Genomic DNA, 21,765 nt, shown 5'->3' on the forward strand with positions numbered 1-21,765 from the left:
GGTGGCGCCACAGTGGGCCCATGGGTATCGAAGACTATGGCGGTGGGCCCGGCGCCCAGCAGACCGGCGTACTGGTGGTCACGACCAACGACGTCCCCGGGTACCGGGTCGAGCAGGTCATCGGGGAGGTCTTCGGGCTCACGGTGCGCTCCCGGCACCTGGGCAGCCAGATCGGCGCGGGCTTGAAGTCCATGATCGGCGGGGAGTTGAAGGGCCTGACCAAGACCCTCGTCGAAACCCGAAACCAGGCCATGGACCGGCTCATCGACCAGGCCAAGGCGCGCGGCGCGAACGCGGTGCTGATGATGCGATTCGACGTCACGGAGGCCGCCGACGTCGGCACCGAGGTGTGCGCCTACGGTACGGCCGTCGTGCTGGTGCCCGGCTCCTGACCGGGGCGCGTTCGGCCCGGAGGCCGTGAACCCCCTTCCGCGCCGGGAAGCCGGACCTCCCCTCGCCGCAGCCGACGTCGGCCACCGGCTCCGACCTCCGGACTTCACAAGGCCCCCCCGCCCGACGCCGACCCCTCGGTACGGTGGCCTCCCGAGACGAGGAGGCGCCATGACCCGACGCAAGTCAGCGGCAGAGGTGTTCGACGCACTGGGGGAGCGGTACGACGACCTGTTCGGACGGGTACCCGGCCAGCTCGAAGCCCTCGACTGGCTCGCGGACCGGCTCCCCGCGGGCGCCCGGGTCCTCGACGTCGGAAGCGGCACCGGCCGGCCCACCGCCGAGGTGCTCGCCCGGGCCGGCCACGCCGTGACCGGCATCGACGTCTCGGCGGCCATGGTCGAAGCGGCCCGCGCCCGGGTCCCCGGGGCCCGCTTCGAGCAGGCCGACGTACGCACGTACGTGCCGGAGCCGGGCCGGTACGACGCCGTCTGCTCCTTCTTCCCGCTGCTGGTCATGGACCAGCCGGACATCGCGGCCGCCCTGCGCCGCATGGCGTCCTGGGTCGTGCCGGGTGGCTACCTCGTACTGGGCACGGTGCCCGGCGACATCCGGGGCCTGGACATCGAGTGGATGGGCCACCCCGTCACCGTCAGCAGCCTCTCCACGGAGCACCACCTCTCACTGCTCGCGGAGGCGGGACTGGACGTGCTGCGCCACCACACGGCCTTGTTCACGCCCGCGGACCCGCTCGCGGGCCCCGAGGAGCACCTCTTCTGCTTCGCGCGCCGCCCGGCCTGAGCGGCCCGGGGGGCGTCCGCCCCCCGGCACCGGCCACGGCAGGGCCGGGGGTCACCACGGACTTCGACAAGATCATCGATCTTGACAGGGGGCTACCCGGTACGTCTAATGGGAAGCGGTGTCGCGTGACTCCGGCCACAGAGCAGTGGGCCGGCCGGTGATCGGGCGAACACCCTTCACATCCGAGGACGCGCCTTGAGTCAGAACTCCGCGCCCCGCAGCTGACGCGTTCGTGGCCGTACACCGGCCGCGCGCAGCTCCGTAGCACCCCACCTCCACCACCCGGTACGCCCCGCGGCCCTGCGCCGCCGCAGCGCCGTTCGGCGTCCGTCCGGGTCGTCCTTCCGCACGCCCCGCCCCGGGTACGCCCCGCGGGCCCGGCGGCGTGCCCACTCCTGCCCCGAGAGGCGAACCACCGTGCCCACGTCCTTCAACCAGTCCGTCATCGAGGAGTTCCGAGCCCACGAGGGGAAGGTGGGCGGCCCGTTCGAGGGGTCGGAACTCCTCCTGCTGACCACCACCGGCGCCAGGTCGGGTGCCGAGCGGACCACGCCGCTCGGCTTCGTCCGCCACCCGGAGGGGCTGCTCGTCGTCGCCTCCAACCTCGGCGCCCCGCGCCACCCCGACTGGTACCACAACCTCCTCGCCCATCCCCAGGTGCGGGTGGAGCTCGGCGCCGACACCTTCGAGGCCCTCGCCGTCCCGGCCGAGGCGGCCCGCCGTGACGAGCTCTTCGCCCACGTGCTCGCCGCCGAACCCGGGTACGGCGACTACCAGGACCACACCGACCGGATCCTGCCCGTGGTGGTCCTCGGACCGGCCGATCCCGACGGATGGCAGGCACCCGGTGAGGTCCGCGACCTCGCGGCCAAGGTCATGGAGGTCCACACCTGGCTGCGGGCGCAACTGCACCACGTGAGCGACGAGACCGAGGCCCACTTCGCCGCCCGCGCCTCGCACACCGGCCCGGACGGGCCGCCGCCGGGCCTCGGCCTGCAGATCCGGCAGCGCTGCCTCGCGTTCTGCCAGGCCCTGGCGTTCCACCACACCAGCGAGGACGACCACCTGTTCCCCGGCATGGCCCCCCACCACCCGCACCTGGCCGGCACGTTCGCCCGGTTGCGGCGGGAACACGAGGAACTCGCCCGGATCCAGGGCGCTCTCGTTGCCCTCCTGGACGGCGTCCACATCGCCGAACCGGAGCTGTTCCGAAGGGAGTTGGCTCGGATGACGGCCGAGCTGACCGCGCACCTCGACCACGAGGAGGCGGAACTCGTCCCGCTGCTCGCCGAGATCCCCTGGCCGCCGCAGCCGCCGGGCCGCGACTGAGCGCAGGGGCAGAGGGGCAGGGGCAGGGGGAGCGGGGCCGGTGGCCGGCCTTCGAGCAGCGGCGCACCGGTTCGCCGACCGCGTACGGGAAGCGATCGGACCGCGCTCCGGAGACGGTCCCGAAAAGTTTTTCGGAAACGGCGGCAACCGATCGGACCTTCGCGCGTCGTGCGGGGGTGAAGGGCGTAGTTGAGCGCCCTCGACCCGACCGTGGAGAACCACTGTGAAGAACATCAAGCGCGCCCCCCTCTCCGCCCGCCGGGCGGCCGTGGCCGTGGCCGTCGCCGCGGGTGCGGCCGTCGTCCTCGGCGGGCCGGCCTTCGCCGCGCAGGGTGCGGCCGGCGCACCGGTGCCCACCGCCAGCGCCACCCCGAGCGCCGCGCCCAGCTCCGTGCCGAGCCCGAGCGCGACCGCCCCCGCCGGCGCGAAGCCGACCCCGTCGGCCAGCGTGCCCGCGAGTGCCAAGCCGACCGCCCCGACGAGCCCGAAGCCGACCCCGAGCGCCAGTGCTCCGTCCGGCGCGAAGCCGACCGCCCCCGCTACCGCGCCGTCGGCGACGCCCTCCGCGACTCCCGGTGGATCCGAGCTGGCGCATACTGGCTCCTCGGCGACCACCGTCGCCCTCGGCGCGGGAGCGGCCGGGCTCGTCGCCGTCGGTGGCGGAGCCCTGTACGCCGTACGGCGCCGCACCGCCAACTGAGGATCCACGTGCTCGACCTCGCACCAACCATCGGCCCCCTCACGCCCGGCTTCGCCCGGGCGTGGCGGGGCTTGTGGTGGTGGCTCTCGCGCAGCGACCGTTCCGCCCCGCCGGCCGATCCCGGGACGCGCCCGTACGCGTACACGTACGGGCACGCCCGGCACTTCGACGACGACGGGACGCACGGCCCGGATCTGCCCCCGCCCCGGCCGACCGTCAGCGAGCTCTACCACGCGCACCGGCTGGGCATGGTGCGCCTGGCAGTGCTCCTCGTGGACGACGTGGCCACCGCCGAGGACGTGGTCCAGGACGCCTTCACCGCCCTGTACCGCCGGTACGGAGAACAGATCACGGAGGTGGACAACGCACTGGGCTACCTGCGGACCTCGGTGGTGAACACCTCGCGCTCCGTGCTGCGTCGCAGGCGCACCGCGCGGGCCTGGGTGCCGCCGGTGACGGCGGACATGCCCTCGGCCGAGGCGTCGGTCGTGTGGGGGGAGGCGCACCGGGAGGTGCTCGCCGCGCTCCGCGGGCTGTCCCCGCGCCGCCGCCAGGTGCTGGTGCTGCGCTACTGGGCCGATCTGAGCGAGGCGGAGATCGCCACCACCCTCGGCATCAGCCGGGGAGCGGTGAAGTCGAACGCCAGCCGCGGTCTGGACGCGCTGGAGAAGATTCTGGAGGGCCGGGTATGACGGGCAGGGAGCACCACGACGGCGAACGCCCCGTGGAGTACCGACTGCGGCAGGCCCTGGCCGCGCGGGCGGACGAGGTGACCGTCATCGGGCTCCGGCCGGCCGACCCGCCGGGTCCCCATCTGCGGCGGCCGTCGGTGCGCGCGCTGTGGCGACGCCGCTCGGTCCGGGTCTTCACGGGGTTTTCCGGGTTGGCCGCGGCAGCCCTGGCCGGGTACCTCGCGCTCGGACCCGAGTCGGTGGCGCCCCGACCGGTGCCGCCCGCCGCGCCGCCCGAGCTGACCTCGCCGAGCCCCACCCCGAAGCCCACCCCGACTCCGAGCCGGCCGCCGGCGTCCTCCCAGCCGGGTGCGGTGCCGTCGCCCTCGGCGACCCCCTCGGGGAAGCCCGTGCCGTCCCGGACCCCGCCGAGCGGTACCGCCGGGCCCGGCTCCGCTCCGACGCCGCAGCGGACGCCCGTGATCAAGCCGTCCAACTCGGTCCCGCCGTCCACCGCGGCCCCTTCGGCCGGCAAGCCCTCGGCCACTCCGAGCGCACCGGCGACCTGACCACCGCGGCGCCCCGTCCCGCCCCGCACCCCGACTCTCCGCCGGGGTGCGGGGCGGCCGCGCGTGCGGCGCCGTGTCGGGCCGGATGCGTTCCGTCCGGGGGCGGGGTCCCGGGCCGCCCTTCCGGATCATGCCGGGCCGGCGCCGACCGGCACCGCACCTCGCCGCATGGTCGGAGCGCCCGAGTGCGCCCAGTACACGGGCGCTCCTCCGCCTTGCGATGCACGGCGCCGGACGACGCGGGCCCGACCGACAGGATCCGAAAGGGACGACCTAGGCGCGGGTCGAGCCGGTCGCCTCGATCACCTTGACCAGGGGCGCCAGTTCGGGGTTGGTCGCCGCCTCGTCCAGGGCCTCGCGCAGGGCCGCGTCGTTGGTGGGGCGGGCCCGGGACAGGAGGGTCAGGCCCGCTTCGCTGACATCGGTGTAGATGCCCCGGCGGTCGGTGTCGCAGATGTAGCGGTTCAGCAGGCCGCGGTCCTCCAGCCGACTGACCAGGCGGGTCGTCGCGCTCTGGCTCAGCACCACCGAGTCCGCGACCTGGTGCATGCGCAGGTGTCCGCCGGGGCCCTGGTGCTGCCGACTGAGGACGTCCAACAAGGAGTACTCGCGCACGCTCAGCCCGTGGCCCGCCTGGAGCGCCCGCTCGATGTGGGACTCGATGCGGCCGTGGAGGAGGGAGAGGGCGCACCAGCCCTGTGCGAGAGCGGTCAGTGCGCTGTCCGTGGCCGTCATGGCTCCTCCGTCGATTGCCGGTGGCGTCGCCCTACGACGCCGACGCGTACCGCCAGGATAGGTCACTCCCGCAATAGCCCGCGCTTGCAAATATCCCGCGTCTGCAATTAATGTGGACGAAGGCAAACGGCGAACGCACTATTTCCGCCGTATATGAGAGCCGTCCCGTGCCCGACCGCGCCGCGCCGGACGCCTCGATCCACCCCGTCCCCACCCCTCACTCGAACCCTGAAGGGCACCTCCCTCATGCCTCTCGCGCTCCTCGCCCTCGCCATCGGGGCCTTCGGGATCGGCACCACCGAATTCGTGATCATGGGCCTGCTCCCCGAGGTCGCCGCCGGCTACGGCGTGACGATCCCCACCGCCGGCCTGCTGGTCACGGGCTACGCCCTCGGCGTCGTCCTCGGCGCCCCGCTGATGACCGTCCTCGGCACCCGCGTCCCCCGCAAGCGGATGCTCATGCTGCTGATGGGCCTCTTCATCGTCGGCAACGTGCTCTCCGCGCTCGCCCCGACCTTCGGCCTCATGCTCGCCGGACGGGTGGTCGCCTCCCTCGCCCACGGCGCCTTCTTCGGGATCGGCTCGGTCGTCGCCGCCGGGCTCGTCGCCCCCGAGAAGAAGGCCGGCGCCATCGCCATGATGTTCACCGGCCTGACCGTCGCCAACGTCGTCGGCGTCCCGCTGGGCACCCTCGTCGGGCAGAGCCTCGGCTGGCGCGTCACCTTCCTGATCGTCGCCGCGCTCGGCGTCCTCGGACTCCTCGGCATCGCGCGACTGGTCCCCGAACTGCCCCGACCCGAAGGCGTACGGATCCGGCACGAGATCGCCGCGTTCCGCAACGTCCAGGTCCTGCTCGCCATGGCGATGACCGTTCTCGGCTTCGGCGGGGTGTTCGCCGCCATCACCTACATCACCCCGATGATGACCAACGTCGCCGGATTCGCCGACACCTCCGTCACCTGGCTGCTCGTCCTCTTCGGCCTCGGCATGGTCGCGGGGAACCTCGTCGGAGGCCGGTTCGCCGACCGCGCGCTGATGCCGATGCTGTACGTGTCCCTCGGCGCCCTGGCCCTCGTACTGGCCGTCTTCACGCTCACCGCTCACAGCAAGGCGGGAGCCGCGATCACCATCGTCCTCATCGGCGCCCTCGGGTTCGCGACCGTCCCCCCGCTGCAGAAGCGGGTCCTCGACCAGGCCGCCGGCGCCCCCACCCTGGCCTCCGCCGTCAACATCGGCGCCTTCAACCTGGGCAACGCCCTCGCCGCCTGGCTCGGCGGCGTCGTACTCGCCGCCGGCCTCGGCTGGACCGCGCCGAACTGGGTCGGCGCCGTCCTCGCCGCCTCCGCGCTCGTCCTCGCCGTCGTCTCCGGTGCCCTGGAACGCCGCACGGCACGCCGCGACGCGGCGGGAACGGACCGTGTCGTCGCCGGATCCCCGGTGCCGGCGCCCGCACCGCAGCCCGCCCACCACTGACCGTCCCACTTCTTCCGTCCCCCCACACACACCACAGGAGCCCCGCATGTCCGGCACCACCACCGCCCGCACCACCGTCACCCCCCTGACCGGTGAAGACGCCGACCTGCTCGTCGCCACCGCCCGGGCCGCCGCCGAAGCGGCCGGCGTCACCGTCAGCGTCAGCGTCCTCGACGCGGGCGGCCACCTGCTGGCCTTCCGCCGCGACGACCGGGCCGTGCTGATCTCCGGCGAGACCAGCACCCGCAAGGCCTTCACCGCCCTCCAGCTCGACGCCCCCACCGCCGACCTCGTCGACGCGGTCCGGCCCGGCGGGCCCTTCCACACCCTGCCCACCGCCCTCGACCGGCCGCTGCTCTTCATCGCGGGCGGCCTGCCCGTCCACCGCGACGGTCGGCTCATCGGCGCCATAGGCGTCGGCGGCGGCGCCCCCGACCAGGACCACGGCTTCGCCGCCGCCGCCCTCGACGCCCTGGCCTAGGGCGACAGGCCCCAAGGGCTGTCCCGGGTCGCGCGCCCGTGTCCCCCGTGCCAGGTTGGTAGAGGGGACACGGGCACACCATGCGACAGACGACCGGGAAGTTCGGCAGAGGCAGGACCATCGCGACGGCAACGGCCGCCGCCCTGGTCACCCTCGCGGTGCCCGCGTGCTCGGCCTCCTCCGGGACCGCGCCCGCCGCCCCGGCCAGTCCCGGAGCCTCCGCGACCACCACGAGCGCCGCCCCCGACCCGACGCCCCCGCCGGCGTCCTCCTACCCGATGTCCACCGCGCCGCTCACCGTCCCGGCCGTACGGGAACACGAGGCCGCGCGGGGCCCCGGCTGGAAGCCCGCGGCCGGCTCGCGCGTGGTCGTGGCCCCCGCCGACAGCGCGGCCCTCGCCGACGAGGGGAAGCTGCTCGCCGGCGAGCTGAAGCTCGGGTACGCGGAGTCGGACGAGGTGAGGTCCGGCGACGTCGAACTGGACCTCGGTGCGAAGGGCTCCGGCCAAGCCGAGTCCTACACCCTCACCGTCCGGGACGGTCGGGTCCGCATATCCGGACCCGACGAGGCGGGCGTCTTCTACGGCACCCGCACCCTGAAGCAGGCGGTGCGCGGCGCCGGATCCGCCCCGGAGGGCATCGTCAAGGACGCACCGGCCAAACCGCAGCGCGGCCTCAACCTCGACATCGCACGCAAGTACTTCACCCCCGAGTGGATCGAGGACCGGCTGCGCGAAATGGCCGACCTCAAGCTCAACCAGCTCGGCCTGCACTTCTCCGACGACCAGGCCTTCCGGATCCAGTCCGACAGTCACCCCGAGATCGTCTCCACCCCCCACCTCACCAAGGACGAGGTCCGCCGGATCACCGCGCTGGCCGCCCGGCTGCACATCGCGGTCGTCCCCGAGATCGACTCGCCCGGACACCTCGGCGCCGTCCTGCGCGCCCATCCGAACCTGCAACTGCGCGACGCGCAGGGCAAGGCCGTCAAGGGCGCCGTCGACATATCCGACCCGGCGTCGGCCAAGCTGGTGGACGAACTGCTGCGCGAGTTCATCCCGTTGTTCCCCGCCGGAGCCTGGCACCTGGGAGCCGACGAATACCAGGCCCTGGTCGTCCGCGACCCGCAGGCCTCCTTCCCGCAGCTCGCGGCCGCCGCCCGGCAGCGTTACGGCCCCGCGGCCCGGGTCCAGGACCTCGCGGCGGGATGGCTGAACGACAGGGCGGCGGTCGTCCGCCCGTCGGGCAAGGCCCTGAAGGCGTGGAACGACGGGTTCTTCCGCGGGGGAGTGGTCGCGGCGGCCCCGGAAATCCAGGCCGAGTACTGGACCGGCAAGGAGATCGGCGCGCGGCCGCCGCTGGAGTACCTCGACGCGGGCCGCGAGGTCGTCAACCTCAACGACGAGTACCTCTACTACGTGCTCGGTGAGCCGAACGAGTTCACCTACCCCACCGGCCGCCGCATCTACGAGCAGTGGACCCCGCGGGTCCTGCGCGGCACCACGGCCGTGCCCGCCCGCTACGACCCGCAGATACTCGGTGCCCGGCTCGCCATCTGGGCCGATCTGGCCGGTGCGCAGACCCCCGCCCAGGTGGCGGCCGGGATCCGGATGCCGCTGGCAGCCCTGTCCCAGAAGGTCTGGGACGCGCGGCCCCCGCAGCAGCCCTGGACCGGCTTCCAGGCCCTCGCCGACCGCCTGCGGACCCCGTAGCGCCCGTAGCGCTTGAAGCACCCGAATCGCCAACCGTGAATCTCGCGGCGCTACCCCCTGCCTGGACTTCCATGCCGCCGCCACGCGGATTCAGCCGAACGGGTGGGCGTGCGGCGCGGGGGCCCCGGGCGCCTCGCTAGCGTGGGCCGCCGGATCTCAACGGAGGCGCCCATGGACGCACATGACCCGTCGCCGGACGGAGCCGCAGGGTCCGCCCCGGCCGGCGCGGGCACCGCCGGGCCGACCGCGGCCTTCGGGGCGGCGCTGCGTCGGACCAGGACCGAACGCGGGCTGTCGCTCTCCGCGCTGGCACGGCTCATGCACTACAGCAAGGGCTACCTCAGCAAGATCGAGAACGGCACCAAGCCGCCCACCGCCGATCTGGCGCAACGCTGCGACGAGGCGCTCGGGGCGGGCGGCGCACTGGCCCGGCTGGTGCCGGACACGCTGCCGCAGGCACGCAGACCGGAGGCCGAGCCCGCGGCCTGCCCGTACCGGGGTCTGGCCGCGTTCGGTCCCGGCGACGCCGACTGGTTCTTCGGACGGGAACGCGCCACATCGACGCTGTTGCAGCGGCTTGCGGGCCAGGCGGGCAAAGGTCCCCTGGCGGTGGTGGCGCCCTCGGGCGCCGGCAAGTCCTCACTGCTGCGGGCCGGGCTCGTGCCCGCCCTGCGGGAGGGCGGCGGTGGACCGTTCGGCGTCCGGGCACCGCGCGTGGTGCTCTGCACACCGACGGCCCACCCGATGCGGGAGCTGGCGCGGGTGCTGGATCCCGCTGCCGCTCCGACGCCGGCGGCGCCGTCGGAGGACTGTCCCGCGCCGGTCGGGGCCCTACTGGTCCTGGTGGTCGACCAGTTCGAGGAAGTGTTCACCCTGTGCCGCGAGGAGGCCGAACGGCGGGCCTTCATCACCGCGCTCACCGAACTGTCGGCCCTCTCCGGCGGCGACACCGACACCCCCGCCCTCGTCGTCCTGGGCCTGCGCGCCGACTTCAGCGGGCGCTGCCTGGCCCACCCCGAGCTCGCCGACGTGTTCAGCCGCGGCCTGTTCGTCCTCGCCCCGATGACCCCCGAGGAGCTCCGCGCGGCCATCACCCGCCCCGCCGAGCGGGCCGGGCTGCTGCTGGAACCCGGCCTGGTGGAACTGCTGGCACGGGACGCCGGAGCGGAGGACGGCACCCCGGCGGGTTCGGCCGGAGCCCTGCCGCTGCTGTCGCACGCCCTCCTGGTGACCTGGGGCGCCCGCTCGGGGCGCACCCTCACGGTCGCGGGCTACGAGGCCACGGGCGGGCTGCGCGGCGCGGTGGCGCGGACGGCGGAGGACGTGTTCACCGGACTCGACCGGGCCGGGAAGGACGCGGCCCGGCGCGTGCTGCTGCGGCTGGTGCAGATCGGCGAGGGGGACGTGGAGACCCGGCGCCGCGTCGAACCCGACCGGCTGCTCGCGGGGCTGCGCGACGCGGGCGCGGCGGGCGCCGCGCTGGACGCCTTCGTGCGGGCCCGCCTCGTGACGGCCGGGGAGTCCGCGGTGCGGATCACCCACGAGGCCCTCCTGCGGGCCTGGCCCCGGCTGCGCGAATGGATCCACTCCGACCGGGCGGGGCTCCTGCTGCGCCAACAGCTCGCCGACGCCGCGGCGGCCTGGGTGCGTGGCGGCCGGGACGCGGAACTGCTCTACCGGGGAGGCCGCTTGGCCGCGGCCGGGGAATGGGCCGAGCGGCAGGACGGCCGGGACCCGCCCGGGCCCTGGGAGCGCGAGTTCCTCGCGGCGAGCCGGGGCGAGGAACACGGACGGCGGCTGCGGTCCCTGCGCCGGGCGCGGACGCGACGCAGGCTGCTGGTGACGCTGGGCCTGCTGCTGGTCCTGGCGTTGACCGCCGGCGGCCTGGCCTTCCACCAGTGGTCCCGGGCGGTGCAGGAACGCCTGGTCGCACAGTCCCAGGCGCTGGCGGTGCGGTCCGGGGCGCTGGCCTCGGGCCAGCCCGAGGCGTCGATGCTGCTGGCGGCGGAGGCGTACCGGACGGCCCCGACCACGGAGGCGCGCGGCGCGCTCCTCAGCACCCAGGCGCAGGCCTTCACCGGCAGACTGTCCGGGCACACGGGCCCCGTCAACGGTGTGGCCTTCGCCCCGGACGGCACGCTGCTCGCGACGGCCAGCGCCGACGCGACCGTACGCCTGTGGGGCGGCGCCGGCCACCGCTCGACGGTGGCCACGCTCACCGGGCACGGCGGGCCGGTGCTCGGGGTGGCCTTCGCCCCGGACGGCCGGCTGCTGGCGTCGGCGAGCGCGGACGGGACGGTCCGGTTGTGGCGGCTCCCGGAACGCCAGCCCGCGGGCACGCTCTACGGACACGGCGGCGGGGTCCGCGCCGTCGCCTTCTCGCCCGACGGCCGGACCCTCGTGTCGGGGGGCGTCGACGGGACGGTACGCCTGTGGGACACGGCGTCCGGGCAGCCGCGGAGCACGCTGCGCGGCCACACCGACGCCGTGCACGGGGTCGCGTTCTCCCCGGACGGGCGCCGGGTGGTCTCGGGGGCCGCCGACCGCACGGTCCGGTTGTGGGAGGTGATCGACGCCGATGCGGGAACCGATGGGGAAGAGGTCCTCGAAGGACACGACGACGGGGTCCTCGGGGTGGCCTTCGCACCGGACGGCCGCACCGTCGCCTCGGGCGGCGCGGACCGTACCGTCCGGATCTGGGACCTCTCCGGGCCGGGCCGGGCCGCGCAGACGGAGGTGCTGCGCGGGCACAGCGACGACGTCAACGCCGTCGCCTACACGCGGGACGGCACCACCGTCGTCAGCACCAGCGGTGACGGCACGGCCAAGCTGTGGGACACGGCCGGACACCGGGTCACGCAGGTCCTCGCCGGGCACACCGACTACGTGCTCGCGGTGGCGGTCGGACCGGGCGACCTGCTGGCCACCGGAGGGTTCGACCGGTCGGCGGTGGTGTGGGACCCGGGCCGGACCGCGCTGGTGGTCCGGCCCTTCGCCGAGGTGTGGCAGGCTGCGTTCGCACCGGGCGGCGGGCTGCTGGCCTCGGCGGGCGCGGACCGGGCCGTCCGCCTGTGGGACCTGCGGCAGCGCCGCCCCGCCGGGATGCTGACGGGGCACCAGGGGGCCGTCTTCGCCGTGGCGTTCTCCCCGGACGGACGCCTCGTGGCGTCGGCGGGCGCCGACCGCACGGTCAGACTGTGGGACTGTGCCCGGCGGACACCGATCGCCACCCTCACCGGGCACGGCGGGTCGGTCTTCGCGCTGGCGTTCTCACCGGACGGCCGGACCCTCGCGTCGGCGAGCGCGGACCGCACGGTGAAACTGTGGGACACCGCCCGACGGACCCAGCTCAGCACCCTGACCGCGCACCAGGACTTCGTCAACGCGGTCGCGTTCAGCCCGGACGGGCGGGTCCTGGCCTCGGGGAGCGACGACCTGACGGTGCGGCTGTGGGACGTCGCCGGTCGTTCGCCGCGGACCGTACTGCGCGGCCACGGGGGCGCGGTGCGCAGCTTGTCCTTCAGTCCCGACGGGGAGCGCCTGGCCAGCAGCGCCAACGACGGGACGGTCCGGGTGTGGGAGCCCGCGTCGGGTCGTTCCCTCGCCACCCTCACCGGGCACACGGGTGCGGTCCGCGCCGTGGCCTTCGGGCCCGACGGGCGGGTCCTGGCCTCCGGCGGCATCGACGGCACGGTCCGGCTGTGGGACGCGGTCGGCTTCCGACCGGTCGCCACCCTCGCGGGACACGGCGGGGCCGTGTGGGGCGTCGCCTACGACCCGTCCAGCGGGCGGCCCGCGAGCAGCGGCACCGACGGGACCGTCCGCTTCTGGTCCGTCGATCCGGGCGGGCGGACGGCCGAGATCTGCACCCTGATCGGGGATCCGACGCCGGGGCGCTGGCGTTTCCTGCTGCCGGGACGCCCGTACCGGCCACCGTGCTCGTCCGCCGCTCCCGGCGCCGCCCCGCCGGGCTGACGCCGGATCAACATGCCTGGTGGGAGGGGGTTTCCCGAAGGTTTCCCGTTTCCCGTCCCGGTGGGCGACCGCGGGCTCCTCGACACCCGGGGGTACCGGGGCACAGTCTCGGAGTGCCCGACGGCCCGGTGGACGACCGGACCGCGACCACGGCGACGACACCCGCGGCGACACCGCGACGGGGACGGGGAGACGTACATGGGGATGCGCAGAACGGTGGGGGCGGCGGTGGCGGCGATCCTGCTCCTGGCCGGCTGGGGAGGGGTCCGCGCGGCGGCGGCGCCGGTGGCGGGGGCGGCGTCCTGCGGGGTGCTCGCCCCCGGGGCCTCGGCGGTGGCGGAGGCCGCTGTCCGGGCCGCCTGCGAGCAGGTCGGCGTCTGGTACACCTGGGGCGGCGGTCACGGATCACGACCGGGGCCGACGTACGGCCAGGTCGACCCGAGCGACCCGGCCAGTGAACACGACCCGGAGCGGCTGGGCTTCGACTGCTCCGGGCTGGTCCGGTACGCCTACGCCCGTGCCGCCGGTGGCGATCCGCTGTCGGGCAACGCGTACCACCAGTTCAACTCCCCGCAGGTGAAGCAGCGTTTCCCGGCGGCCCGGGGGACGGCGCCGCTGCTGCCGGGCGACCTCCTTGCCTGGGGGACCGGGGGCTCCGTCCACCACATCGCGATCTACCTGGGTGCCGGAAGGATGGTGGAGGCCCGGCAGTCGGGCACCCGGATCGCGGTCGGCGACGTACGGACGGGCGGGGACTACGCGGGCGCGGTCCGCATCGACGCGGCCTCGCAGGCCCCGGGAACGTTCAGCACCTGGGGCACCGACGTGTGGACCCACACGGAACCGTCGACGGGCAGCGAGCGGGTCCACCGCTTCCCCGGTCCGACATCGGTGCGCGTCGAGTGCCAGAAGCACGCCGAGACGGTGACGGCGGAGGGCTACACCAACGACGCCTGGTCCTACCTGCCCGAGTACCGGGCGTGGATCACCAACATCTACCTCAAGGGCCCCGCCTGGTTGGACGGCGTGCCCACCTGCCGCTGACCACCGGCCGGCGACCCCTCACCACCAGACCTACCCCTCACCACCACACCCATCACCGGCTCCCGACGGAGCCCCTTCGAGGAGGAAACATGTCCGCACGCAAGAAGATCGCCCTCGGTCTCGCCGCCGCAGCCCTGGCGGGCGGCCTGGCCACCGCCACCGGACCGGCGATGGCGACGCCCACGGCCGTGAAGGGCGCGGCCGCCGAATGCGGGGTCCGCTCCGACGGCAAGCTGTGGTGCGGCAACAGGGCCGGCGCCAGGGGCTACGAGCACCGCTCCTACGGCTCCGCCGTGCGCGGTCCGCTCAACACGGGCTTCAGCTGGTTCCAGTGCTGGGGCCGCGGCGACAACCACTCCGGCGGCAACAACGTCTGGTACTGGACCCAGCTGGACAACGGCCAGTGGGGCAACGTCCCGGCCGTGGACGTCCACACGTCGGTCGACCCCGCGCCGGGCCTGCGCCAGTGCTGACGGCCTGATCGTCCGCCGGCCCGCCGACCCGAGCCCGGGCCTACGGGCCGAGGCCGCTCCTTCCCGTACGGGGAGGAGCGGCCCTTCGCGCGCCCGGGTGCGGTACCTCCGACCGTCGGTCGGGGCCGGGGGTGCTCACGCGGGCGCGTCGGAGTACTGGGCGGCGTACGCCGCGGTCGGCGGGACGACGGTGATCACGTCGATCAGGACGCCGTCCGGGGCGCCGACGATGAAGTGCCGCTGGCCGAACTCCTCCGTGCGCAGCGGGAGGACCTCGGTCAGTCCCGCGCGGGCCACGAGGCGCCGGTGTTCGGCGTCCACGTCGGCCACCTCGAAGTTCAGCAGGAGGCCGCCGCGCAGGGGGACGCGGTGGCCCTCGGGGACGGTCGGGTGGGCCGGGTCCAGCAGGGCCAGTTCGTACTGCGGGGCGTCGGGTCGGCGCATGCTCACGTACCAGTCGGCCTCGAAGGTGATCTCGAAGCCGAGGTGGCGGGTGTAGAAGTCGCGGGAGGCGCTCACGTCCGTGGTGGCGATCACCGGGTAGAAGCCGCCGAGTGCGTTGGTCATGACCGTCTCCTCACGTCCGGCCGGAGTTCGACGCCGGCCCGCTCCATTCGCATACCCGGAGTATGTGAACCTTGGGGTTAGCATACCCCGGGTATGCGAAATGGGAAGGCGGTACGTGCCATGGCGGTCAACCGGGCACAGCAGCGGGAGGCCACGCGCCGGGCGCTGCTGGCCGAAGGGCGGCGACGGTTCGCGGACGACGGGTACCACCACGTCGTGCTCGCCGAGGTGGCGCAGGCGGTCGGGGTGACCAAGGGGGCCGCGTACCACCACTTCGACAGCAAGGCGGGGCTCTTCCGGGCCGTCGTCGCCGAGGTCCAACGCGAGCTGGGGGAGCGGGTCGCCGCCGCGGCGGAGGAGCACGCGGACCCTTGGGAGCAGCTCCGGGCCGGGTGCCGGGCCTTCCTGGCCGCGGGGTCCAACCCCTCGGTGCGGCAGATCCTGCTCGTGGACGCGCCGGCGGTGCTCGGCTGGGACGAGTGGCGGGCGCTGGACGAGGAACACTCCGCCCGGCACCTGGCGGAAGCACTGACGGCCCTCGTCGCTGCCGGGGTCCTCCCCGCCCAACCGGTGGAACCACTGGCGCGGCTGCTCTCCGGGGCGATGAACGAGGCGGTGCTCTGGCTCGCCAGGGGTGGTGACCTGCCGGCCACGGAACGCGCCCTGGACCGGCTCCTGTCGGGCCTGCGGGCACCGTAGCGCGCACGACCCCGACCCCCGCGGCGAGGCCGGCCCGGTCGGCTCACGGCCGTACCGGGCGGGTGGCGGCGTCATGGACGTCCGGTGTCGGCAACGGTGCGATTCCGGCTCGGTGACGAACGGGATCGGGCCATCGCCCTGGCCGGATTCCCGCGCCACGTTGACGCCCGACGCTTCGGCCCGGCCGGGCGCGGCCGGGCGGCGGCACGTGGCGGCGGCAGAGGGAGACGGCGATGCGAGCAGTACGACACCGACGGGCGACCCTGGGGGCCGTGGCCCTGTGCGGGGTGTTGGCGCTCTCGGGATGCCAGGGTGACGACGGCGACGACGGGGCGTCGCCGGGCGCGTCGCCCGCCGCCCCGGCCGCGACCTCCTCGGCCGGGGCGAAGCCCGCCGGGACGGCGTCCGCGGCGGTATCGGCGTCGCAGAAGCCGAAGGCCACGCCGACGGCGACCGCCGCCGTCGCGGCGACCCCCAGCAAGAAGCCCGAGTCCCCGGCCCCGGCGGCCACCTGCGACCACAGGATGCCGATCTCCCCGGACGAGATCCAGGTCGACCGCTACACGCCCGAGGGCGGATTCCACAGCCTGATCGTCAAGCACGGCAACTGGGGCTGCGGCGCCCCCGACACCGATGGCGCACCCTTCGAGACGGTGGGCAAGGAGACGTTCCTCCCGATCGCCGCCGATGCCGAGGTCACCGCGGTCACCCCGATCGTCGCGAGCACCGAGAACCAGAGGATCACCCTGCAGCGACTCATCGACTGGCTCGTCGCCCACCCGGACCAGGGTCTCGTCTTCCGCTACCACCTGGGAGTCGACGGGGGCTCCGGCGAAGGCCCCGCGATCGACACCCTGGACCAGGTCTTCACTCCCTGACGCCCTCCCCCCGACCGGGGCGGGCGTGCTCGCGGGCCGTCTACCAGATGGCGCCGACCCACTCCGGGTGGTCGATGAACGGGTTCCGGTTGTGCTGGTAGGAGTCGAAGATGACCTGGTTGCGGCGCTGCTCGAAGGCGTCCGGCGGGTCCTGCTGGTGCCACTGCTTCAACAGGCTGATCCGGCCCATCGCCGGGGCGCTGCCGTTGTTGACGCTGTCGTTCATCTCCAGGTTGGCGAAGCCGTCGCCGCCCTCGTAACGCACGGCCATGTACAGCAGCATCCGCGCGACGTCGCCCTTGACCGCGTTGCGCGGCTCGAAGGAGTCACCGTCGGTGTAGCTGCCGGAGGCCTCGGAGACCGGGCTGCCGCCCTTGTCGAAGTCCTTGTTGCCCCGGGTGCTGTTGACCGTGACGTCCTCGGGCCGCAGGTGGTGCAGGTCCGTGCCGGGACCGGTGGCGGTGCCGAAGTCGCCGTGGCTCTTGGCCCAGACGTGCTCGCGGTTCCAGTCGTTGGCGCCACCGCCGTTGGTGGACTTGGACTGGGAGCGGCCCGAGTAGAGCAGGATGACGTTGTTGGAGTTGGCCGGGTCCTGGTCGGTGACCTTGAGCGCGTTCCACACCCCGTCGTAGGACACCTTCGACTGGTTCTTGATGATGCCGTGCAGGGCGGACTTCAGAGCCGCGCCCGTCTTGCCCGCGGCGGGTGCGTAGTAGTCCGCGTAGGGGTCGACCGCGGCTGCGGCCGGGGCGGCCGCGGTGGTGTCGCGGAGGTCGGCGTGGGGATGCGCCGCCGTCCGGTCCTGGACCGCCGAAGCGGTCGCGGGTATGAGGAGGAGGGAGGCGGCCGCGAGGGCGCTCGCCCAGGTGGCCGAACGGGAGATTCTCATGACGTGGGGGATACCTCTCCACACGCACCGTCCCCGACCTGGCAGTTGGCGGGGTGTCTGGTGGCAGAGCGAGGTTCACATTGTCATGTGCCCTACAGGTTGATTCCATGTGTCGGGCGTGAAGATCCCGAGGGTGTTTCGGGCCCTCCCGAGGGGCAGGGTACGGGTGGCCCCGGGTGGGGTCCGACCGAGCCCGAACAGCCCCGACAGGAGCCGTACATGGCAGTGAAGATCCTCATCGTGACCGGTGACGCCGCTGAGTCGCTGGAGGTCCTCTACCCCTACCAGCGGCTGCGCGAGGAGGGCTACGACGTCCACATCGCCGCACCCGCCGTGAAGAAACTGCGCTTCGTGGTGCACGACTTCGAGGAGGGCTTCGACACCTACACGGAGAAGCCGGGTTACACCTGGCCGGCCGACATCGCCTTCGCCGACGTGGTGACCGAGGAGTACGCGGCCGTGGTCGTCCCGGGCGGTCGCGCACCCGAGTACCTGCGCAACGACCCCGAGGTGCGGCGGATCCTGGCGGCCTTCGCGAGCGCCGACAAGCCGATCGCGCAGATCTGTCACGGCCCGCTGATCACCGCCGCGAGCGGGGCGCTGGACGGTCGGAGGGTCACCGCCTATCCGGCGCTGGAGCCGGACATGCGCGCGGCGGGGGCCTCCTTCGAGGATTCCGAGGCGGTTGTCGACGGCACGCTCGTCTCCGCCCGGGCGTGGCCCGACCACTCCGCCTGGATGCGGGAGTTCCTCACCGTGCTGCGGGCCAAGGCGCCGCAGTCCTGAGCCGTGGATCCGCGGTCACGGCCCCTGGATCCGCAGTCGTGACCCGCGGATCCGTAGTCGTGACCCGCGGGCGCGAGGCGCCGGAGTGATGTTCGGGCGCGAGAGGCGAGGCGTGAGAGGCGAGGCGCGACCGGCCGCCGGGGCCGGCGCGGAGCGCCGCGCCCGCCGTCCGCAGGCCTCCGTGGGGCCGCGGCCGGCGGGCGCGGGGGTCTGTGACCCGGGTCGGGGCGGACCCGGGGGTGGTCAAGGGTGTCCGCGAGCCGCTGGCTCAGCCGTTCGTCGTGACCTGCGGGGCGGGCTCGTGCTTGTAGTTGGCCGGCCCGAAGTTCTTCTTCACGGCGGCTTCCCAGGCTCCGTCCGAGACCATCTTGGTGAGCGCGGAATTGATCTTGCGCTGGAGGTCCCCGTCGCCCTTCTTGACGCCGATGCCGTAGTTCTCGTTGCTCAGGCTCAGCCCGACCAGCCGGAACTTGCCCTCGTTGCCCTTCTTCGCCGCGTACCCGGCGAGGATGGAGTTGTCGGTGGTCAGCGCGTCGACCAGGTTGTCCTGGAGGGCGACGAGACACTCGGAGTACCCGCCGAGCTCCAGCACGCTCGCCTTCGGGGCGAGGTTGCGCTTGACGTTCTCGGCGGAGGTGGAGCCGGTCACCGAGCACAGCCTCTTGGTGTTGAGGTCCTCGGCCTTGGTGATGGAAGTGTCGTCCGCGCGGACGAGCAGGTCCTGGTGCGCCACGAAGTACGGGCCGGCGAAGTCGACCTTCTCCTTGCGCTTGTCGCTGATCGAGTAGCTGGCCGCGACGAACTTGACCTCGTTGTACTGGATCAGGAGTTCCCGGTCGGAGCTGAACACCTGCTTGAACTCGATCTCGCTCGGCTTGTAGCCGAGCTCCTTCGCGATGTACGTGGCCACGTCGACGTCGAAACCGGTGAAGGTGCCGTCGCTCTCCCGCATCCCGATGCCGGGCTGGTCGAACTTGATCCCGATGGCAATGGGCTCCTTGGGCTCCTCACCGGCACAGCCCGAGGCGGTGGCGGCGATGGCGATCGCGGCGGCGACCGCACCGGCCTTGGGAACCTTCATGCTGAACTCTTTCCTCGGGAACGCGGAACCACGGAGGCGTGAATCGCGGGAACGGGGCACGTGGGGGACCGCGGCGTGTGAACGCACGTGAACGCACGTGTACGAGGAAGCTAGGAAGGTCTCGGGCTCAGCGTCACTAGATCTGAGTAAAACTTGAGGATAACGATCCGGTTCGGCCGAAGATCCTGCGGCGGCCCGGCCCCGGCGGGGGAAGGCTGTCGGCCGGGACGGCCTGCGCGGAGTGAGCCGCCGAACACTCCCCGCTGTCGCGGAAGCGCCCCGGATCGGGCTCATCCGGACATTGTCCCGCGAGGGAGTTGCTCAAACGCATGATCGAATGCGGAATTCCCGGCCGCTATGATCGCCGCAGCAAGGTCGTGGCGCAGAGGTCGTCGCGCCCGAGCGTCGAGCTGGAGGACGTCGGTTCGAATCCGACCGGTCTTGCGCCTTCTTCCCGCCGCGGAGGCGCATCCGCGTGCCGTCACGGCCGCGTCGTCGAACAGTCGGCCACCGGGCGCCGGCGCATGAAGCGGTGGAGTGGTGGAGTGGTGATGACAGGGTCGACGCCCGTACGGTGCCCCGCGATCGAACATCCTGATCTGCCGCTCGCCGATCCGGCGGACCTGCGCCCCCTGTTGGCCCGACTGGCCGAGAACCGGCCGGTCGAGGTGGACGAGGCCTTTCCCCTCGGAACCCTGCGCGCGGACGGCCGCGTCGACCTGTGCAAGCAGGGCCTCGGTCCCGCCGGAGCTGCCCTGCTGCTGCCCGCGGCCGTCGCCTCCCCGCATGCGGAGCACCTCCTGCTGGGCACCAACGCCCTCGCCGACGACGGCGTCCGCATCCTGGCCGGCTCCCTGCGCGGCGCCCACGGTCTGCGCACCCTCTACCTCGGCTGCAACCGGATCGGCCCCGACGGCGCCCTCGCCCTGGCCTCCGCGCTCACCGACGACACCACCGTCCGCGCCCTCTGGCTCAAGCGGAACCCCCTGTTCGAGGAAGGTGCCCGAACCCTTGCTGGCCTGCTGCGCCGCAACACCGCGCTGCGCACCCTCGACCTCGTCAACACCGGCATCGGGGCCGACGGCATCCGCCTGGTCCTCGACGCCCTCCTCGTCCGCGAGGAGCCCCTGGAGCGGATCTTCCTCGGCGGCAACGGCCTGACCGCCGAGGCGGCCCCGCTCCTGGCCGCCCTGATCCGCCACGCAGGGGTGCGCGAACTGTACGTACCGGCCAACCACCTCGGCGACGCGGGCGTCGCCACCCTGGCCGCCGCGGCGGCCGACCTCGCGCACCCCGTCCGTCTCGGGCTCGGTGGCAACGGCATCGGGGTGCCCGGAGTCCACGCCCTCGCGGCCGCCCTCGCCGGCATCGAGGCCCTGGACCTGGGCCGGACCCCGTCCGAGCGCAGCCTCGGAGCGGCCGGCAACCACCCGGGTGACGAAGGGGCGTACGCCTTGGCCGCCGCCCTGCCCGGCAGCCCGCTGCGCCGCCTCGACCTGCGCCACACCGGCATCACCGGACGCGGCGCCAAGAGCCTGCTCGCCGCCCTGCCCGAGGGCGCCCCCCTCGAACACATCGGCCTGGGCCCCGGTACGCCCCGCCGGGTCAAGCGCTCCTTCGCCGAGCGGCTGCGCCCGGCCCGGGCCGCCCACCCCGACGTGCGGGCCATCGGAAGCGTGTACCGCTGACAGGGGTCGCCCCGCTCGCCGGAGCCCCCAACCCCGATACCGTCCGAGCCGTCCCGGGCGGTCGCGACTGGCCGGGAACGTACGGTCGCCCGACCCGCGATCGACCGGCCGTGACAGCATGGCGGGGCAGCGTGGAACAGGCAACACGGGCCAAAGTGCCCGAGCGGAGGGGGAGTTCGGTGAGCGGAGTACGCAAGAGCCTGGCCAAGGTGGAGATAGCCCTGCGCTGGGACCCGAGTCCGGCCGGCGCACCCGCCAACGACCTCGACATCGTCGCCGCCGTGTACGCCACGGCCGACCCGCAGGGGGAGCCCGTCTACCTGGTGCACTTCGGCAGTCGGGCGCCCGACGGCACCATCACCCTGAGTCGGGACAGCCGTACCGGTCAGGGCTTCGGCTTCGACGAGGTGATGGTCCTCGAACTGGACCGACTGGCACCCGAGTTGGTTCGCGTCGTGGTCGGAGTGGTGATCCAGGACTCCGGTGCCGCGGACCCGGCGCACCGCAAGACCTTCGCCGCGGTCGCGGGCACCGGACTGCGGATCCGCGAGGGCTACGAGAACCTCGCCGAGACCGACTTCGCCGGGGTCGCGGACGCGACGGCGGCCCGGGTCGCCGAGTTCGTCCGCGACACGCACGGCGGCTGGGCCCTGGAGGCCCGGCCGCACGGATTCGACGTGGAACCGCAGGAGTTCGCCCGGGTCATGGGCGCCGTGCACGGGTGATCCCGGGCGCCGCCCGGTGAGGTGCGCCACCCTTACGGACCGGGTGGCGGTCACTCTGCTCGGGAGTGACCGCCACCCCGTCCGGTGGCGCGCTGCCGC

Annotated in this window: 21 protein-coding genes and 1 tRNA gene; 18 read left to right on the plus strand and 4 right to left on the minus strand. The window is 73.7% G+C overall.

The window, feature by feature from the left end; translation table 11 throughout:
- The first annotated feature begins 20 nt into the window (after nt 1-20).
- From ACZ58N_RS15785 to ACZ58N_RS15810, 6 genes are all read left to right on the plus strand, one after another.
- Complete coding sequence (locus ACZ58N_RS15785) at nt 21-392, plus strand: YbjQ family protein (RefSeq protein WP_281210661.1); 372 nt, start codon at nt 21-23, stop codon at nt 390-392.
- A 169-nt stretch (nt 393-561) separates the two neighbouring features.
- Complete coding sequence (locus tag ACZ58N_RS15790) at nt 562-1,191, plus strand: class I SAM-dependent methyltransferase (RefSeq protein WP_471159419.1); 630 nt, start codon at nt 562-564, stop codon at nt 1,189-1,191.
- A gap of 417 nt (nt 1,192-1,608) precedes the next feature.
- The gene (locus ACZ58N_RS15795) at nt 1,609-2,520 is read left to right on the plus strand and encodes a nitroreductase/quinone reductase family protein (protein ID WP_471159421.1); all 912 of its coding nucleotides are present in this window, start codon (nt 1,609-1,611) and stop codon (nt 2,518-2,520) included.
- 223 nt (nt 2,521-2,743) lie between these two features.
- On the plus strand, nt 2,744-3,220 hold the full coding sequence (locus tag ACZ58N_RS15800; protein ID WP_471159423.1) for an LAETG motif-containing sortase-dependent surface protein: 477 nt from the start codon (nt 2,744-2,746) through the stop codon (nt 3,218-3,220).
- An 8-nt stretch (nt 3,221-3,228) separates the two neighbouring features.
- Nucleotides 3,229-3,912: an RNA polymerase sigma factor gene (locus tag ACZ58N_RS15805; protein WP_471159425.1), complete on the plus strand. Its 684-nt coding sequence runs from the start codon at nt 3,229-3,231 to the stop codon at nt 3,910-3,912.
- Complete coding sequence (locus tag ACZ58N_RS15810; protein WP_471159427.1) at nt 3,909-4,460, plus strand: hypothetical protein; 552 nt, start codon at nt 3,909-3,911, stop codon at nt 4,458-4,460. The genes ACZ58N_RS15805 and ACZ58N_RS15810 overlap by 4 nt, the downstream gene beginning before the upstream one ends.
- Nucleotides 4,461-4,733: 273 nt before the next feature.
- Here the strand turns inward: ACZ58N_RS15810 and ACZ58N_RS15815 are convergent, their stop codons facing one another.
- The gene (locus tag ACZ58N_RS15815) at nt 4,734-5,195 is read right to left on the minus strand and encodes a MarR family winged helix-turn-helix transcriptional regulator (RefSeq protein WP_471159429.1); all 462 of its coding nucleotides are present in this window, start codon (nt 5,193-5,195) and stop codon (nt 4,734-4,736) included.
- Nucleotides 5,196-5,441: 246 nt separating this feature from the next.
- Between ACZ58N_RS15815 and ACZ58N_RS15820 the strand changes: the two genes are divergently transcribed.
- From ACZ58N_RS15820 to ACZ58N_RS15845, 6 genes are all read left to right on the plus strand, one after another.
- Nucleotides 5,442-6,668, plus strand: coding sequence for an MFS transporter (locus ACZ58N_RS15820; protein WP_471159431.1), 1,227 nt, complete (start codon nt 5,442-5,444; stop codon nt 6,666-6,668).
- A 46-nt stretch (nt 6,669-6,714) separates the two neighbouring features.
- Nucleotides 6,715-7,149, plus strand: a complete 435-nt coding sequence (locus ACZ58N_RS15825; protein WP_471159433.1) for a GlcG/HbpS family heme-binding protein — start codon at nt 6,715-6,717, stop codon at nt 7,147-7,149.
- A gap of 80 nt (nt 7,150-7,229) precedes the next feature.
- The gene (locus ACZ58N_RS15830) at nt 7,230-8,861 is read left to right on the plus strand and encodes a beta-N-acetylhexosaminidase (RefSeq protein WP_471159435.1); all 1,632 of its coding nucleotides are present in this window, start codon (nt 7,230-7,232) and stop codon (nt 8,859-8,861) included.
- A 171-nt stretch (nt 8,862-9,032) separates the two neighbouring features.
- Nucleotides 9,033-12,836: an nSTAND1 domain-containing NTPase gene (locus ACZ58N_RS15835; protein ID WP_471159437.1), complete on the plus strand. Its 3,804-nt coding sequence runs from the start codon at nt 9,033-9,035 to the stop codon at nt 12,834-12,836.
- 198 nt (nt 12,837-13,034) lie between these two features.
- On the plus strand, nt 13,035-13,880 hold the full coding sequence (locus ACZ58N_RS15840; protein WP_471159439.1) for a C40 family peptidase: 846 nt from the start codon (nt 13,035-13,037) through the stop codon (nt 13,878-13,880).
- Between the two features lie 89 nt (nt 13,881-13,969).
- Nucleotides 13,970-14,353 carry a hypothetical protein gene (locus ACZ58N_RS15845; RefSeq protein ID WP_471159441.1) on the plus strand — a complete coding sequence of 128 codons (384 nt, stop codon included), beginning with the start codon at nt 13,970-13,972 and terminating at the stop codon, nt 14,351-14,353.
- A gap of 135 nt (nt 14,354-14,488) precedes the next feature.
- Here the strand turns inward: ACZ58N_RS15845 and ACZ58N_RS15850 are convergent, their stop codons facing one another.
- Nucleotides 14,489-14,920, minus strand: coding sequence for a VOC family protein (locus tag ACZ58N_RS15850; protein ID WP_471159444.1), 432 nt, complete (start codon nt 14,918-14,920; stop codon nt 14,489-14,491).
- Between the two features lie 93 nt (nt 14,921-15,013).
- Here ACZ58N_RS15850 and ACZ58N_RS15855 point away from each other — a divergent pair, with 93 nt between their 5' ends.
- Nucleotides 15,014-15,619: a TetR/AcrR family transcriptional regulator gene (locus ACZ58N_RS15855; protein ID WP_471159446.1), complete on the plus strand. Its 606-nt coding sequence runs from the start codon at nt 15,014-15,016 to the stop codon at nt 15,617-15,619.
- A 233-nt stretch (nt 15,620-15,852) separates the two neighbouring features.
- Complete coding sequence (locus ACZ58N_RS15860) at nt 15,853-16,497, plus strand: hypothetical protein (RefSeq protein WP_471159448.1); 645 nt, start codon at nt 15,853-15,855, stop codon at nt 16,495-16,497.
- A gap of 40 nt (nt 16,498-16,537) precedes the next feature.
- Here ACZ58N_RS15860 and ACZ58N_RS15865 read toward each other — a convergent pair whose 3' ends face one another.
- Complete coding sequence (locus tag ACZ58N_RS15865) at nt 16,538-17,386, minus strand: endonuclease I family protein (RefSeq protein WP_471159450.1); 849 nt, start codon at nt 17,384-17,386, stop codon at nt 16,538-16,540.
- A 219-nt stretch (nt 17,387-17,605) separates the two neighbouring features.
- On the opposite strand from ACZ58N_RS15865, the gene ACZ58N_RS15870 reads away from it, so the two are divergent.
- A complete protein-coding gene (locus tag ACZ58N_RS15870) occupies nt 17,606-18,172 on the plus strand; it encodes a DJ-1/PfpI family protein (RefSeq protein WP_471159452.1) in 567 nt (188 codons plus the stop codon).
- 268 nt (nt 18,173-18,440) lie between these two features.
- On the opposite strand, the gene ACZ58N_RS15875 is transcribed toward ACZ58N_RS15870, so the two are convergent.
- Nucleotides 18,441-19,253: a glutamate ABC transporter substrate-binding protein gene (locus tag ACZ58N_RS15875; protein ID WP_471159453.1), complete on the minus strand. Its 813-nt coding sequence runs from the start codon at nt 19,251-19,253 to the stop codon at nt 18,441-18,443.
- A gap of 371 nt (nt 19,254-19,624) precedes the next feature.
- On the opposite strand from ACZ58N_RS15875, the gene ACZ58N_RS15880 reads away from it, so the two are divergent.
- The 3 genes from ACZ58N_RS15880 (at nt 19,625) to ACZ58N_RS15890 (ending at nt 21,666) form a co-directional block, all read left to right on the plus strand.
- A tRNA-Arg gene (locus tag ACZ58N_RS15880) sits at nt 19,625-19,697 on the plus strand.
- 107 nt (nt 19,698-19,804) lie between these two features.
- Nucleotides 19,805-20,941, plus strand: a complete 1,137-nt coding sequence (locus ACZ58N_RS15885) for a leucine-rich repeat domain-containing protein (protein ID WP_471159455.1) — start codon at nt 19,805-19,807, stop codon at nt 20,939-20,941.
- A gap of 179 nt (nt 20,942-21,120) precedes the next feature.
- Nucleotides 21,121-21,666, plus strand: a complete 546-nt coding sequence (locus tag ACZ58N_RS15890) for a TerD family protein (RefSeq protein WP_471159457.1) — start codon at nt 21,121-21,123, stop codon at nt 21,664-21,666.
- Nucleotides 21,667-21,765 lie beyond the last annotated feature (99 nt).

The sequence above is a fragment of the Streptomyces sp. NPDC040432 genome (assembly GCF_055595445.1).